This window comes from Betaproteobacteria bacterium (assembly GCA_016720855.1).
GTDB lineage: Bacteria > Pseudomonadota > Gammaproteobacteria > Burkholderiales > Usitatibacteraceae > FEB-7.
Map to the genome: position 1 here is coordinate 1123334 of JADKJU010000002.1, position 13372 is coordinate 1136705.

Annotated in this window: 15 protein-coding genes; 9 read left to right on the top strand and 6 right to left on the bottom strand. The window is 65.3% G+C overall.

Features of this window, described 5'->3' with window-relative positions; translation table 11 throughout:
* The 4 genes from IPP91_12740 to IPP91_12755 are packed head-to-tail and all read right to left on the bottom strand — an operon-like array spanning position 1 to position 3278.
* Positions 1-1185 (bottom strand): radical SAM protein, encoded by a 1185-nt coding sequence (locus tag IPP91_12740; GenBank protein MBL0142933.1) that lies wholly within the window; start codon positions 1183-1185, stop codon positions 1-3.
* Positions 1091-2215, bottom strand: a complete 1125-nt coding sequence (locus tag IPP91_12745; protein ID MBL0142934.1) for a hypothetical protein — start codon at positions 2213-2215, stop codon at positions 1091-1093. Before IPP91_12745 ends, IPP91_12740 begins: the two co-directional genes overlap by 95 nt.
* Complete coding sequence (locus IPP91_12750; protein ID MBL0142935.1) at positions 2212-2484, bottom strand: acyl carrier protein; 273 nt, start codon at positions 2482-2484, stop codon at positions 2212-2214. The genes IPP91_12745 and IPP91_12750 overlap by 4 nt, the downstream gene beginning before the upstream one ends.
* Positions 2481-3278: a class I SAM-dependent methyltransferase gene (locus tag IPP91_12755; protein ID MBL0142936.1), complete on the bottom strand. Its 798-nt coding sequence runs from the start codon at positions 3276-3278 to the stop codon at positions 2481-2483. The genes IPP91_12750 and IPP91_12755 overlap by 4 nt, the downstream gene beginning before the upstream one ends.
* Positions 3279-3395: 117 nt before the next feature.
* Between IPP91_12755 and IPP91_12760 the strand changes: the two genes are divergently transcribed.
* Together IPP91_12760 and IPP91_12765 are read left to right on the top strand one after the other, a co-directional pair.
* Positions 3396-4952: an AMP-binding protein gene (locus IPP91_12760; GenBank protein ID MBL0142937.1), complete on the top strand. Its 1557-nt coding sequence runs from the start codon at positions 3396-3398 to the stop codon at positions 4950-4952.
* Complete coding sequence (locus tag IPP91_12765) at positions 4949-5722, top strand: 4'-phosphopantetheinyl transferase superfamily protein (GenBank protein ID MBL0142938.1); 774 nt, start codon at positions 4949-4951, stop codon at positions 5720-5722. Before IPP91_12760 ends, IPP91_12765 begins: the two co-directional genes overlap by 4 nt.
* A 45-nt stretch (positions 5723-5767) precedes the next feature.
* Here the strand turns inward: IPP91_12765 and IPP91_12770 are convergent, their stop codons facing one another.
* Positions 5768-6535 carry a TIM barrel protein gene (locus tag IPP91_12770; protein MBL0142939.1) on the bottom strand — a complete coding sequence of 256 codons (768 nt, stop codon included), beginning with the start codon at positions 6533-6535 and terminating at the stop codon, positions 5768-5770.
* Positions 6536-6575: 40 nt separating this feature from the next.
* Between IPP91_12770 and IPP91_12775 the strand changes: the two genes are divergently transcribed.
* Both IPP91_12775 and IPP91_12780 read left to right on the top strand, forming a co-directional pair.
* Entirely contained in the window at positions 6576-8411 is a 1836-nt protein-coding gene (locus IPP91_12775; protein MBL0142940.1) for an ABC transporter ATP-binding protein/permease, read from the top strand.
* Positions 8408-8815, top strand: coding sequence for a hypothetical protein (locus IPP91_12780; protein ID MBL0142941.1), 408 nt, complete (start codon positions 8408-8410; stop codon positions 8813-8815). The genes IPP91_12775 and IPP91_12780 overlap by 4 nt, the downstream gene beginning before the upstream one ends.
* A gap of 47 nt (positions 8816-8862) precedes the next feature.
* Here IPP91_12780 and pepF read toward each other — a convergent pair whose 3' ends face one another.
* Positions 8863-10722: an oligoendopeptidase F gene (pepF, locus tag IPP91_12785; protein ID MBL0142942.1), complete on the bottom strand. Its 1860-nt coding sequence runs from the start codon at positions 10720-10722 to the stop codon at positions 8863-8865.
* A gap of 162 nt (positions 10723-10884) precedes the next feature.
* On the opposite strand from pepF, the gene IPP91_12790 reads away from it, so the two are divergent.
* The 5 genes from IPP91_12790 to IPP91_12810 all read left to right on the top strand — a co-directional run bounded on the left by IPP91_12790 (position 10885) and on the right by IPP91_12810 (position 13311).
* Positions 10885-11166 (top strand): type II toxin-antitoxin system mRNA interferase toxin, RelE/StbE family, encoded by a 282-nt coding sequence (locus IPP91_12790; protein MBL0142943.1) that lies wholly within the window; start codon positions 10885-10887, stop codon positions 11164-11166.
* Positions 11166-11426, top strand: a complete 261-nt coding sequence (locus IPP91_12795; protein ID MBL0142944.1) for a helix-turn-helix transcriptional regulator — start codon at positions 11166-11168, stop codon at positions 11424-11426. The genes IPP91_12790 and IPP91_12795 overlap by 1 nt, the downstream gene beginning before the upstream one ends.
* Before the next feature lie 131 nt (positions 11427-11557).
* Positions 11558-11908, top strand: a complete 351-nt coding sequence (locus IPP91_12800) for a type II toxin-antitoxin system RelE/ParE family toxin (GenBank protein ID MBL0142945.1) — start codon at positions 11558-11560, stop codon at positions 11906-11908.
* The gene (locus IPP91_12805) at positions 11895-12182 is read left to right on the top strand and encodes a helix-turn-helix transcriptional regulator (GenBank protein MBL0142946.1); all 288 of its coding nucleotides are present in this window, start codon (positions 11895-11897) and stop codon (positions 12180-12182) included. Before IPP91_12800 ends, IPP91_12805 begins: the two co-directional genes overlap by 14 nt.
* Positions 12183-12318: 136 nt before the next feature.
* Positions 12319-13311, top strand: coding sequence for a hypothetical protein (locus tag IPP91_12810; GenBank protein MBL0142947.1), 993 nt, complete (start codon positions 12319-12321; stop codon positions 13309-13311).
* The last annotated feature ends 61 nt before the right edge of the window (positions 13312-13372 follow it).

Here is a 13372-nt window from a genome sequence, read left to right on the forward strand (position 1 = left end):
TCAGCTCTCCCCGGCCCGCGGGGTGCCCAGCGCACCTGCGCCACCATAGTATCGGCAGCAGGCCGTGCAGATGGGAAAAAGCCGGTCCCGCAAATGCGACTGCACTTGCTTCAGGCGCGCGCCGCGCCATATCTCGAGCAGGCCCTGCTCGTGGATGTTGCCGATCGGGAGATCGTAGAAAGTGTGGCAGGTCGTCACGTCGCCGCGCGCGGAAATCTCGGCGCAGACCCACGGGACACCGCACCGGGATTTCCGGTCGGCCATTCCGTCCCAGTCGGCGCCGAAATAGCTGCGGATATTCCCGACCTCGAGCGTCTTTGGCTGGCTGTAGAAGGAGATCCCGCGTTCGGCGCAGGCCCGGGAGACATTCTTCATCTGCTCCGTGAGGCGTTCCATGTCGATGCCGGCGAAGGTCGCGGGGTCGCGAACGTACGCATCGGCGCAGGGCGTCGACTTGACTCCGAACCCGGTGGCCAGCACCTGCGCGTACGCCCTTGCCTGTTCCGCGGTCGCGTAGCTCTGCAGTTCGATGCTCACGCAGGAAAGCATCGAGAGGTCGAAGGATCCGAGGAAGAACTCCTCGACGTATTCGTGGTTGGCTGGCGTCACGACGAAGGTGACTCCGAGTTGCGGGAAGGCGCCGCCCTTCGCGCGCCGGACTTCGCGCAATTTCTCCAGCCCGCGCAGGACCCGCTTGTGGACGCCGCGGCCCCGCTGCCGGTCGTTGACCTCTTCCGGGCCATCCAGCGAAACCCAGAGCCGCGTGGGCGCGGTCGTGACCAGGCGCTCCGCGTGCTCCTCCAGGAGCATCCCGTTGGTCGGGAACGCGAGGCCGCAGCCGCCTTCGCGGATCAGCGCGATGACATCCCAGATGCCGGGATAGAGCAGCGGCTCGCCGCCGAAGAACTCGAACGCCGGCCGGGTCGGCAGGCACTCCCGCACCGTGCGCAGGACGAGCGGGAGTTCCAGCATCGCGGAATCGGCCCGCGCGTGATATGCGCCGGTCTCGCCCCACTCGTAGCACATCCGGCAACGCAGGTTGCAGTGCTCGAGGAGCTGGATGACGACCCAGGAAGGGGCCCTCAACGTCTCAGACAGCTTCACGGGCCTGCCTTCGCTGCAGTCGCTCGGCGTACGCGCGCGGATAGTCGGTTCCGGTGCGCGCCCTGCCGACGATGTTTGCATGCAGGCGTTCGAGAACGGACTCGTCGCAGTTTGTCTCGCGCCACGCCGCATACGAGATGCCGAAGCCCAGGTGCTCCCAGATTCTTGCGTTGCTTTCCTCCGCATGGCCATACGGCTCGAGAAGCACGACCGGGGTGCCCGAGTCCAGCGAATCGATCAACGTGCATCCGCCGGGCTTGCTCACGATGGCCTTGCTGCGGCGGATGACGTCGTGCAGCACATGGTGGTCGGGAGTTTGCCGATAGCGGATGTCGTCCGCATCGAGCACTTCGCCCATGGGAGGAAAGTCGTGCCCGCCGCCTGCGTTCCGGCTCCACGGGTGCCATTCGGGATCGAGCATGAAGCATCGGTCGCGGGGCCGCCTGCCGGCCGCCTCGGCAGGGTCGTCGATGACAACATCCAGCGCGTACCGCGTCCTCGCGAGATCGCTGGCCATGCCCCGGTACGTGCCGATTCCCCAGCCGCCCCCGTGCACGACCAGGCGGTCGTCCCGCCCGGCGAACGGGATCGGCGCTTCATCGGCAACCGGAATCCTGAACACGAGCTTCCTCTCGTCCCAATTCCACAGCCAGACCTCGTTGCCGGCCGCCTGCAGGTCGCGATGGATCCTGAACGAGGCGGACATCTCCGCGTCGATCCGGCAGTGATCGACGTCGAGCGGCGCGCCGCCCGCCATCTGCCGGTAGTCCTCGATGAGCGGCAGCCAGAACCCCGACCATACAATGAAATGCCGGCGTCCCTCGCCTGCCCATCGCTCGAGCAGGCGCCGGGCGCGGACGGCATCGATGCAATCGGAGACGGGGCGCGCCATCCGGTGCGCGATCTGCGCCAGCGCAAAGCTCTCGTGATGCGCCTTCTTGTGCGCGAGGTGCGCGCGCAGGTGCTCCGGCGTGAAGTACTCCTCGAGGACTTCCGTTTCCGCCTCGCATTGCCGCCGGCGCAACCGGCGCTCGATGAGCAACGCCGGGATGTGCGTTCCCAGCCCGACCCCGGAGGTGAGTATCGTCACCTGGGGATGCCGGGGTCTCAAGCCGGGCTCGCGGGCGGGTAGCTCGGCGGCATCGTGTCCAGGAAGAGCGCGAGCGCGCTGATCGAGTTGAGCGCTGAATACTCGAGCTGCTCGAAATCGATCCGGATCGCCAGGCGCTCCTCGAGCTCGAGCATGAACTGCAGCAGCTCCAGCGAATCCAGGCCGACGTCCTGGAGAATGTCCGCGGTGTCCGGCAGTTGCGCGGATAGATCCGGGGTGCCCCGCAACTTTCCGATGATGTCCTTGATGGTGGCGACGGTGGCTGTCAAGTCGATCGCCCTGCCTGGAGGCGCCCGTCGCCGGCCGCAAGCCTCTCCTTCTTCACCGCCAGTCCGATGCCCATGTACGGCCCCATGGCGCCGTATTGATCGGTGTATTCGGAGCAATCGAAGCCGGCGTCGGCTTTCACGTCGTCCCACACCCGCGCGATGCCCGGGCAGTTCACGTTCGCGATATCGTGAAACGCGATCATATTGGTGCTGTCCCTGACGGAGGCGAATTCCCTGCGGCACTGCGACTCTTCATGGTGGGAGTCGATGAAAACCAGGTCGATGGGCTTCAAGCGATCCACGAGCGCGGTGAATCCGGCGCCCTGCGTGTTCATGCACGCGAACTCGGCGCGCGGATTGAGTTTCCCGTATTCGATCATCGCCGGACAGGGAATGATATCGACGCCGACGGCAAAGGCCAGGGGAGAGAAGCGATCGAGGACCTCGACTGTCGCGACAAAGGAGCCGCCGTGACGTATGCCCAGCTCGAGATACGATTCCACCTCGAGCCCGCCCAGCCGTGCGAGATACCTGCCGAACTGCACGGGGTATTGCCAGATGCGCAAACCGTATCCGCAGAAAGGGTGGAGAGACTCGGGAAACTCGTTCAGGCCCTCGTCGTTCAGGCCGAGATCCGGAAGCAGCCTTTCCAGGTTTCCGGGCAGGGCGAGGTATTCGGGGGTCTTGTCGCGGATCAGGGATATGCGCCGCAGGTCCAGCGGCGCCGGATGCAGCCCTTTCAGCGTTCGCCATCCGCTCTGCTGTGCATTCCAGCCGGGAGTCTTCGTCGCCATAATGAGGTGCCGTGACGCAACGGTCGCGAGGCGCAATGATGCAAATGTCAGTTTAGCAGCGATGATGGGAAAGTCGATACTCGGCCACCTCGCGCGACGCGGAAAGGACACGTCCGGATGACCCCCCGCTCCCCACTGCTCCACGGCTACCTGATCGACTCCGCCCGCCGCCTTCCCGACAAGGTCGCGCTGGTGTGCGAGCGCATGCGCGTGACGTACGCGCAGCTCGATCGGCAGTCGGATGCGCTCGCGCGAGCCCTGGCCGGGCGTGGCGTGAAACGCGGCGACCGGGTCGCGGTGTTCGGCGAGAACAGCGTCGAGACGGTCGTCTCGTTCTGGGCCGTGCTGAAGGCGAACGCGGTCGTCTCGCTCATCAATCCCCGGACGAAGGCGGAGAAGCTCGCGTATTGTCTCGATGACCTGCGGGCGGCCGCGCTGATCGCCGAGGCCCATCTTGCGGACGTGTTCGTCCCGGCGATCGCCCGGGCGAAGCGCCCGGCGACGGTCATCGTGTCCGGCGAGCTCGATCCGGCGCGCGCGAAGGAGCTCACGGGCTGCACGACGTTCGCCGAGGCTCTCGGCGCAATGCCCGGCGACTGCGCGGTTGCTTGCACATCGATCGACATCGACCTCGCGGCGATCATCTACACGTCCGGGAGCATGGGAGAGGCGAAGGGCGTCATGCTCACCCACCGCAACATGCTCACGGCGGCGACTTCGATCAACGCCTATCTGGGGAATGTGGAAGACGACGTCATCCTGGGTGCGCTGCCGCTCGCGTTCGATTACGGCCTCTACCAGATGATCCTTGCGTTCGCCGTCGGCGCGCGGCTGGTCCTGGAACGCTCGTTCGCCCTCCTTCCCCGGGTCGTTGCGCGCATGGAAAAGGAGGGCGTGAGCGCGTTCCCTTGCCTGCCGACGGTCTGCGCGTTGCTGGCGGAGATGCCCACGCTTGCGCGATTCGACCTGTCCCGCATCCGCTATGTCACGGTCAGCGGCGCCGCGCTGCCGCAGAAGCACCTCGCGCTGCTGAAGCGGGTATTTCCGGCGGCGCGCATCTTCTCGATGTTCGGGCTGACCGAATGCAAGCGGTGCACGTACCTTCCGCCAGAGGATCTCGACCGGAAACCCGGGAGCGTCGGCATCGCGATTCCCGACACCGAACTCTGGCTCGTGGACGAGAACGATCGCGAGGTCGGACCGCACCAGGTCGGGCAGCTGGTCATCCGCGGGGCGACGGTGATGCAGGGCTACTGGGGAGACCCGGAGCTGACGGCCACGCGCCTCAGGCCCGGGAAGCTGCCGGGCGAGCGGGTGCTCTACACCGGCGATCTGTGCACGCGAGACGAGGAGGGCTATCTGTACTTCGTCGCGCGGATGGACGACATCATCAAGTCCCGCGGCGAGAAGATCGCGCCACGCGAAGTCGAGGCTGCGCTCATGGACATTCCCGAGGTGAAGGAAGTCGCCGTCATCGGCGTCCCCGATGAGATCCAGGGGCAGGCGATCAAGGCATTCGTGGTCATCGACCAGGGCGCGTCGCTTTCGGAGACGCAAGTCCTTGCCGAGTGCCGGCGCCGGCTCGCGGCGGTCATGGTGCCGCGCTACGTACGCTTCGTCACCGGGTTGCCGAAGACTCCCACCGGAAAGATCGACAAGTCGGGGCTCTCATGACGACACCCGACACCGAATCGGGCCGGCCTGCCACGCCCGAAACGCGGATACCCCGGCAATCCCTGCCACTCGCACCTTCCTTTCCGCCCGAACTTGCGGCGGACGAGGTCCATGTGTGGCGCCTGGACCTGTCGGGGGATTGCCCGGAGGATTCCGGTCGATGTCGGCACGAGTGCGATCTGCAGCGCGCTGCCCGCTTCGTGCTCGAGCGCGATCGCAAGCGCTTCCTTCGCGCGAGGTACGAGATGCGGCGTTTGCTGGGGGGCTACCTCGACATCGCGCCTGTGCAGCTGGTCTTCGCATTCAATCCGCATGGAAAGCCGATGCTGGATCCCCGGTTCGGGCTCGGCTTCAACTTCAGCCACTCCGGCGATCTGGGACTGCTCGCGATCGGCCGCATGTTGCGGATCGGGATCGACATCGAGAAAACCGCCGCCAGGCCCGACATGCGCCGGTTGGCGCACAAGGCGTTCACGCCAGGAGAAGTGGCCTCGCTGGCTGGCGTGGGGGACGGGGAGCTGCTCCTTTCCTTCCTGACGTGCTGGACGCGCAAGGAAGCCTGCCTGAAGGCGCTGGGAATGGGGCTTGCCCTCGCGCCGGAATCCCTGCACGTGGGGACCGACCCGGATCGCCGGCGCATCGCCGGCAGCGACGCGACAGGCGGAGAGTTCATGGAGGTCGCAAGCGTCATCCGGGACGATCGCTGCGTCGCGGCGCTGGCCGTCGCGGGCGGCTACTCGGAGGCGAGGATCTTCGATCGGCCCCCTTGAGGCGAGGCCACCCCGGCAGAGCCCGGGGCTTCGCAATCGGCCGGTTCAGGTCAGCCAGCCGAGCGTATCGGCCGTGGCTTTCGAGGGCCGGTACTCGGCAGACGTCCAGCCTCCGTATCCCATGGCGTCAAGGCGCGCGAAGCAGGCGGCGATGTCGACCTTTCCCGTGCCCGGCTCGTTGCGCCCGGGAGCGTCGGCGAACTGCACGTGGCGGATCACCGGGGAGAAGCGCGCGAGGCCCTCGACCGGGTCGTCGCCCATCATCGCCGCGTGGTAGATGTCGTACTGCAGCCCCACGTTGTTCGCCCCGGTTTCGGCCACGAGGTCGGCGCCGTCGGCCGGCCGGGGCACGACGAAGCCGGGCGCGTCGACGGTATTGATGGGCTCCAGCAGCAGCGTGCGGCCGGCGATCCCGAATTCACGTGCCGCGAACCGGAGGTTGGAAAGGAGCGTTTCGCGCAGCAGCGCCGGATCGGCGCCCGGCGGGGCCTTTCCCGCGATGCAGTTGATGCGCTCGTTTCCGAGCACCTCGGCGTAAGCGATCGCCTTGCGAACACCCTCGCGGAAGTCCGCCTCGCGCCCGGGCAGGCAGGCCAGGCCGAAGTCGCCGGCGGAAGTGTTGCCCATGGGAAGGTTGAAAAGCACCATCTCGAGGCCGTTGGCCTTCAGCAGCTCGGCGAGCTCGCGCGCGTCCCACGCATAGGGCTGCGCGAACTCCACGGCCTTGAAGCCCGCGGATGCGGCGGCGCCGAAGCGACCCGTGAAGGGGTGCTCCGGAAACAGGAAACCCAGGTTGGCGGCGAATCGCGGCATCGTCTCGCTGCTACTATAACGGACGAAGCGCCCCGTCCCGATGAGCACCGCCACCGTCCCCCAGGAATCCCCGAAAGCCGCCGAGCCCCCCGTCACGGGCGATGCGGGCGTGATCGCCAAGCTCCTGCCCTACCTGTGGGAGTACCGCGGCCGGGTGATCCTCGCGCTCGTCTTTCTCATCACCGCGAAGTTCGCGAACCTGACGGTCCCGCTCGTCATGAAGGCCGTGGTGGACGGCCTGTCGGGCCCCAAGGCGGTGCTGGCGGTGCCGATCGTGCTGCTCGCCTCGTATGGCCTGCTGCGCCTGTCCTCCACGCTCTTCAACGAGCTGCGCGACATCGTGTTCGCGAAGGTGGCGCAGCGCGCCATGCGGCGCGTGGCGCTGGAGGTCTTCGAGCACATGCACTCGCTCTCGCTCCGGTTCCATCTCGAGCGGCAGACGGGCGGGCTCACGCGCGACATCGAGCGCGGCACGCGCGGCATCTCCACGCTCCTGAACTTCATGGTGTTCAGCGTGCTGCCGACGTTCTTCGAGATCGCGCTGGTGACCGGGTTCCTGATCGTGAAGTTCGACGTGTGGTTCGGCGTGATCACCGTGGGCGCGCTGGTCCTTTACATCTCGGCCACCTTCGTGATCTCGGAGCGGCGCATCCACCACCGGCGAACCATGAACGAGATGGACTCGAAGGCCAACACGCGCGCCATCGATTCGCTCATCAACTACGAGACGGTCAAGTACTTCGGCAACGAATCCTGGGAGGCGAGGCGCTACGACGAGAACCTCTCGCGCTACGAGCACGCCGTGGTGACGAGCGAGACCTCGCTCGGATTCCTGAACGTCGTGCAGGCGGCGATCATCGCGCTCACGGTTTCGCTCCTCATGTGGCGGGCCGCCGACGGCATCGTGAACGGCGCGCTGACCCTGGGCGACCTGGTCATGGTGAACGCGCTCCTCATCCAGCTCTACATCCCGCTCAACTTCCTGGGCGTGCTCTATCGCGAGATCAAGCAGTCGCTCACCGACATGGAAAAGATGTTCCGCCTCATGTCCGTGAACCGCGAGATCCAGGACAAGCCCGGCGCCCCGGCGCTCGCGGTGGGCGGCGGCGCCCTGCGCTTCGAGGGCGTCGATTTCAGCTACGACGGAAAGCGCCAGATCCTGTCGGACGTGGATTTCGAGGTGCCGGCCGGCAGGACCGTCGCGGTGGTGGGCGCCAGCGGCTCGGGCAAGTCCACGCTGGGACGCCTGCTTTTCCGCTTCTACGACGTGCAGAAGGGGCGGATCACCATCGACGGGCAGGACATACGCGACGTGACGCAGCTCTCCGTGCGCTCGGCGATCGGCATCGTTCCCCAGGACACCGTCCTCTTCAACGACACGATCTACTACAACATCGCCTACGGGCGAACGGGCGCCACGCGCGACGAGGTGGTGGAGACGGCCAAGGTGGCCCACATCCTCGACTTCATCGAGCGCCTGCCCGACGGGTGGGAGACCTCGGTGGGGGAGAGGGGTCTCAAGCTTTCCGGCGGCGAGAAGCAGCGCGTATCGATCGCGAGGACGCTCCTCAAGAACCCGCCCATCATGATGTTCGACGAGGCCACCTCCGCGCTCGACTCGAAGACCGAGAAGGCCATCCAGGCCGAGTTCGCCGAGATCTCGAGGAACCGCACGACGCTCATGATCGCGCACCGGCTTTCCACCATCGTGGATGCCGACCAGATACTCGTGATGGAGGCGGGCAGGATCGTCGAGCGGGGGACCTTCAGGGAACTGATCGCGCAGGAGGGCCGCTTCGCCGAGATGTGGCGGCTGCAGCAGCAGGAAGAGGCAGAAGGCGCCGACAAGGCGCAGACCGGGGAGGCAATCCGATGAGGAAGAAGGCAGGCAGGGGCGCGGGGCGCGCAGTCGTTGCCGCGTGCGCGGCCGCATTGCTGGCGGGCTGCGCCGCACCCCCGCGCGAAGCGCACGACGGTGCCATCGTCGTCCTCAAGATCGACCGGGCGGCGTGGAATGCGCCTTTGGAGGAGCGCCTCTTCCGCCTGGACTTCGACGCGAAGGCGGCGTTGTGGATCCGGCGGCAGGCGGGCGTGCTGCAGGCCCCCGAGAGCCAGGACGCCTACTTCTCGCAGATCGAGGTGCTGGAGGATGAGGCCGGGCGCGAACTCAGGTCCCGCGCCCTCTGCGGGGGAAGCGCGCAGTTCGTGTCCTACCTCGACGGGGCATCGGGACAAGGCGGAATCACCGCGATCTTCCGGTGCCGCCTGCAGCTCTTCTGAAGGCTGCTCGCGGCGTCGCGGCACTCACGGACGAGCTGGGAAGCGGCCTACTTCTTCCGCGCGAGGATTGCCTCGATCTCGTCCATGATGAGGTTCATGCGGGCAACGAGCGCACGGTACGGGGCGGGGGTGGCGAGATCCACGCCCGCGGCCTTCACCAGTTCGTGGGGATAATCGGAGCTGCCCGCGGAGATGAGCTTGAGGTAACGCTCCTTCGCGCCGGGCTCGCCCTTCAGGACCGCGTCGGCGAAGAGCGAGGAGGCCGCGACCGAGGTCGCGTACTGGTACACGTAGAACGCCCGGTAGAAGTGGGGAATGTAGGCCCACTCGACGGTGTAGAGGTCGTCGATCTTCACCACCCCCTCGGCATCCCCGTGATAGCGGCGCAGGATGTCGCCGTAGATCTTCGTGAACGTCTCGCCCGTGAGCGATTCGCCCTTGTCCACGCGCCCGTGCACGTCGCGCTCGAACTCCGCGAACATCGCCTGGCGGAAGAAGGTGGCGCGCAGGTTCTCCAGCGCCGAGCCCAGGTAGAGCATCCGCTCCTCGTCCGACTTCGCGCCCTTCAGGACGCTTTCGAGCAGGAGCGCCTCGTTGAACGTGGAGGCGATTTCCGCCACGAAGATGGCGTAGTCGGACGTCACGAACGGCTGCGTCCTGTTCGAGTAGTACGAATGCATCGCGTGGCCCCACTCGTGGGCGAGCGTCGTCACCGACTCGTAGCTGTCGGTGTAGTTCATGAGCACGTACGGGTGCACGTCGTAGGCCGAGCCCGCCATGTGCGCGCCCGGGTTCTTGCGCGGACGGGGGTAGGTGTCCATCCAGCGGCTGCCGAAACCCTTGGCCATCGCGGCGACATAGGCCTCGCCCATGGGCTTCACGGCCTCGAGCGTCATGCGCTTGCCCTGGTCGACTGGATAGCGCAGGTCGCTCTTCACGAGCGGCGGGTAGATGTCGTAGTAGCGCATCTCGCCCGGGGGGATGCCCAGCATCTTCGCGCGCAGGCGGAAGTAACGATGCAGCGTCGGCAGGTTCGCGCGCGTCTCGGCGATGAGCGTGTCGTATACCGCCGGCGGCACGCGGTTGTTGTTGAGGGCACGGGCGATCGTGTCGTCGTACTTGCGAACCTTCGTGTACGCCGTGTCCTGCTTGAGATGCTCGTAGAAGGTGACGCCGAAGGTGCGCTCGTACTCCTTCCAGCGGCCCCAGAAGGCATCGAAGACCTTCTTGCGGTCGTCGCGGTTCGGCAGTTCGCGCAGGTCGCCGTACGCGGACTGGTCCACCGTCACCTCGCGCCCGTCGGCGAGGTTCACCTTGGGCCAGGGCAGGTCCGCGCTCGCAAGGATTTCATAGGTGGCGCTCGCCGCGCCGGTGGCGAGGCCCAGCGTCGCAAGGATGGCCTCCCCCTTGTCGTCGAGCGTGTGCGGCGCCATGCGCAGGACCTGGTCGAGGGGCTGGCGGTAGATCGCGAGGCCCTTCTCCTGCTTCTGGAAGTCCGAAACCTTCGCTTTCCCGAGGTGCAGGATCTCCGGCTTCAGGAACGAGCTGGCCTCGTCGTACTTCGTGGAGAGCACGGTCGAGCGTTGGCGTAGCTCGAGGCTCGAGGGGACGCCGGTGTCCTCCGCAAAGCGTTCCGAGGCGTAGAGGTCCAGGCGGTAAAGGCGCTTGGCAATGTCGGCGTCCAGGTCGAGGCAGGTCCTGAAGCGCTTCGCGGATTCACCGAGGTGGCCGCGGCACGTCATGAGGTCCTTCAACTGCGATTCCATCCTGGCGGAGTCTGCGTTCCACGCTTCGACGGACGGGTAGACATCGCCCAGATTCCAGCGGTCCTCGGGCTTTTCCGCGGCGAGGACGGGGATGGCGAGGATTGCGAGTGCTGCGGCGAGGAGGGGGGTAGGCATTTTCATGGGCGGAATGATGCCCGAAAGGCCGGCGCCGTGTAACGCAATGGATTGCGCGCTCGCCAGGTCGCAAAGGCGATCGTGGCCGGCCGCTCAACTCGGTCGTTGTGCCGCTTGAGTGATGCGCCGTGAGTTGACATACCATATGTGATATAGGCACAATATGGCATGTGGCGCATTGAAGAACATCGTCGAGTCGACAAGCAGGCCGCATTGGTCCCCCAGGAGATCCTTAAGCGCTACGAGAAGTGGAAAGACATTGCGTCCATGTCTGGGCACCTGGGTCTTCGACTCATCAAGGGATTCCACGATGAGGCGCTTTCGGGAGAATGGAAGGGTTTCCGATCCTCCCGGCTCGGAGATCAATGGCGCGTCATTTATCGGGTGGTGGCTGAAGAGCTGTTGTTTCAGGTGGCCTCGGTCACCGCCCACGACTATCGGAGGCCATGATGAAAGACTTTCGCCCTGCCAAAAAACGCGTAACCGTTACTGTCGGAGAGTCGGTTCGCATCGTTCGCGAGTTGCAGGAACTGAGCCAAAACCAGCTCGCCCAGGAATCGGGAATTCCCCAAGCCACCATCTCCGCCATTGAGAACGGACGTGTTCGTCTTGGCGTCGAACGTGCCAAGGTGTTGGCGCAGGCCCTCAAGTGCCATCCCGGAGTGCTGGTGTTTCCGGGCTGGGAGATGCCACATGAGAAAGCGGCATAACAATTCGTTCGAGCGGTCCGTGGCAAATCGTGGGTCGCGTCCGGCCGCGGCAAGGCAGCGGTGGTCGGCCGCTCAGCTCAACCGTCTAGGCTCGCACATCAGCAACGCGAGTTGTGGCAGCGCAGTAACATATTTGTTATGCTGCGCAAGCGGAATGCACGATCACGTACTGCAGCGAAGTAGTGCAGGACGAGATTCTCGCCTTGCCCGACACGCTGGCTGCGCGGTATGTGGTTCTCACTCGGCGAATGGTTGCCCTGGGACCCAATCTCGGCGAACCGCATACCAAGGCATTCGGTGAACGTCTGTTCGAGCTTCGCCTAAAGGGTGCTGAGGGCATTGCGAGGGCTTTCTACTGCACCCTCGTCGGCAGGCGAATCGTCATGCTCCACAGTTACATCAAGAAATCGTCAAAGACACCTCGGCGGAAGTTGGAGATCGCCAGAGGGCGAACAATCGAGGTCAAACATGCGAACCCATGAACAGATCGTCAAGAAGCTTATGCAACGGCCCGGCGTCCATGCTGGGGTGGACCGCATTGAGCGCGAAGAAGCGGCCCTGCTGGATGCTCTTCTGAAGGCGCGCCAGGAGGCCGGGTTGACCCAGGCGCAAGTTGCCGAACTAATGGGTACGCAGGCGCCGGCTGTAGCTCGCCTGGAGCGCGCGCTTGCCACTGGAAAGCATTCCCCATCGGTCGCCACGCTTCGCAAGTACGTCAAGGCATGCGGCAAGAGGCTTGTGCTGCAGGTGGCGTGAGCGACCCTCACCACGCGTTGGAGCGGACCGTGAAGCGTTGTGGGCCGCGTCTCGCCGCGGCTTGGTCGTCGTGGTCGGTCGACGAATCGGCGCGAGTGACGCTGCAGAAACTCGGCATTCGAGAAAGGAAATGGCAATGAGGACGGCAAGTCGATTGATCGCGTTGGTTGCGGGACTGTTGGCGGTGATCCTTTCCACGGGCGCGATGAGCGCTTCGGACGAGCCTTCCGTGGACCAACTCATCAAAGAGGCGCGGGAGCTGATCTGGAAATGGAACGGGGAGCGGGGCATCCTGATCGAGGCGGACAAGCTGATCAACGAAGCGCTTCGGCGGGATCCGAAATCCGTCGAGGGGCGCATCACGAAAGCGAAACTCCTGGTCCGGGTCGCCAATTCGAGCAATCCCCCCCGTACCCAGCCTCTCGAAATGGCCGAGGCTTACCTTAAGGAAGCGCTGGCGCTCGATCCCGGCAACGCGGACGCCTATTCCGCCCTCGGCTTCGTCTACCTGCACGGGAACCGTCTGCCCGATGCCAAGGCGGCGTTCCTGAAGAACAATGAGCTCAAGCCAGACGATGCGTGGAGCAAGCTCGCGCTCGCGGAGTACTACAAGAAGGCTGGCGACGAGAAGAATTGCGTTCGATTCAGCGAGGAGGCCGTCGCCTTGGCCAGCCCCACCGACGAGACGCTCCTCAAGGCCGCACTTTTCCACATCCACGTGCATTACAGCCGGATCGAGCCGGACCGCAAGAAGGCGGACGACTCGTTCAGGAAACTGCTGAAGTTGAGCCCGGAGGACGCATTCCTGCGCGGGGACCACGCGCGCAACCTGATGCTTCACTTCAGCGATTTCAACGCCGGTGAGACGCTGATCAGGGAAACCCTGGTCATCCAGGACTACCCGCATGCGCGCCAGACGCTCTCCCTGGCGCTCTACGGCAAGTGGGCGGTCTATCGCAAGGCGGGCGCCGCGCCGACCAAGGTGGAGACCGCGTACCGGGAAGCCCAGGCGAACGATCCCAATGGGGCATACCTGCCGGGGTGCGCGTTGAGCTATCCCTCGATGAAAGTTTTGGTGGAAGCGCTGGAGTCGAAGCGCCTTGCCGGCATGCCTCATCAACGGTGCTAGATTCGCATGACGCGGATCAGCCAGGGCCAATAGTCGGGAATCCGACTCCCCGGGAGAACCT

Excerpts from the sequence above, each read along its gene's own strand:
- IPP91_12740 (MBL0142933.1), bottom strand. The coding sequence starts at position 1,185 with ATGCAAACATCGTCGGCAGGGCGCGCACCGGAACCGACTATCCGCGCG.
- IPP91_12755 (MBL0142936.1), bottom strand. The coding sequence starts at position 3,278 with ATGGCGACGAAGACTCCCGGCTGGAATGCACAGCAGAGCGGATGGCGA.
- IPP91_12760 (MBL0142937.1), top strand. The coding sequence starts at position 3,396 with ATGACCCCCCGCTCCCCACTGCTCCACGGCTACCTGATCGACTCCGCC.
- IPP91_12765 (MBL0142938.1), top strand. The coding sequence starts at position 4,949 with ATGACGACACCCGACACCGAATCGGGCCGGCCTGCCACGCCCGAAACG.
- IPP91_12770 (MBL0142939.1), bottom strand. The coding sequence starts at position 6,535 with ATGCCGCGATTCGCCGCCAACCTGGGTTTCCTGTTTCCGGAGCACCCC.
- IPP91_12775 (MBL0142940.1), top strand. The coding sequence starts at position 6,576 with ATGAGCACCGCCACCGTCCCCCAGGAATCCCCGAAAGCCGCCGAGCCC.
- IPP91_12780 (MBL0142941.1), top strand. The coding sequence starts at position 8,408 with ATGAGGAAGAAGGCAGGCAGGGGCGCGGGGCGCGCAGTCGTTGCCGCG.
- pepF (MBL0142942.1), bottom strand. The coding sequence starts at position 10,722 with ATGAAAATGCCTACCCCCCTCCTCGCCGCAGCACTCGCAATCCTCGCC.
- IPP91_12790 (MBL0142943.1), top strand. The coding sequence starts at position 10,885 with ATGTGGCGCATTGAAGAACATCGTCGAGTCGACAAGCAGGCCGCATTG.
- IPP91_12795 (MBL0142944.1), top strand. The coding sequence starts at position 11,166 with ATGAAAGACTTTCGCCCTGCCAAAAAACGCGTAACCGTTACTGTCGGA.
- IPP91_12805 (MBL0142946.1), top strand. The coding sequence starts at position 11,895 with ATGCGAACCCATGAACAGATCGTCAAGAAGCTTATGCAACGGCCCGGC.
- IPP91_12810 (MBL0142947.1), top strand. The coding sequence starts at position 12,319 with ATGAGGACGGCAAGTCGATTGATCGCGTTGGTTGCGGGACTGTTGGCG.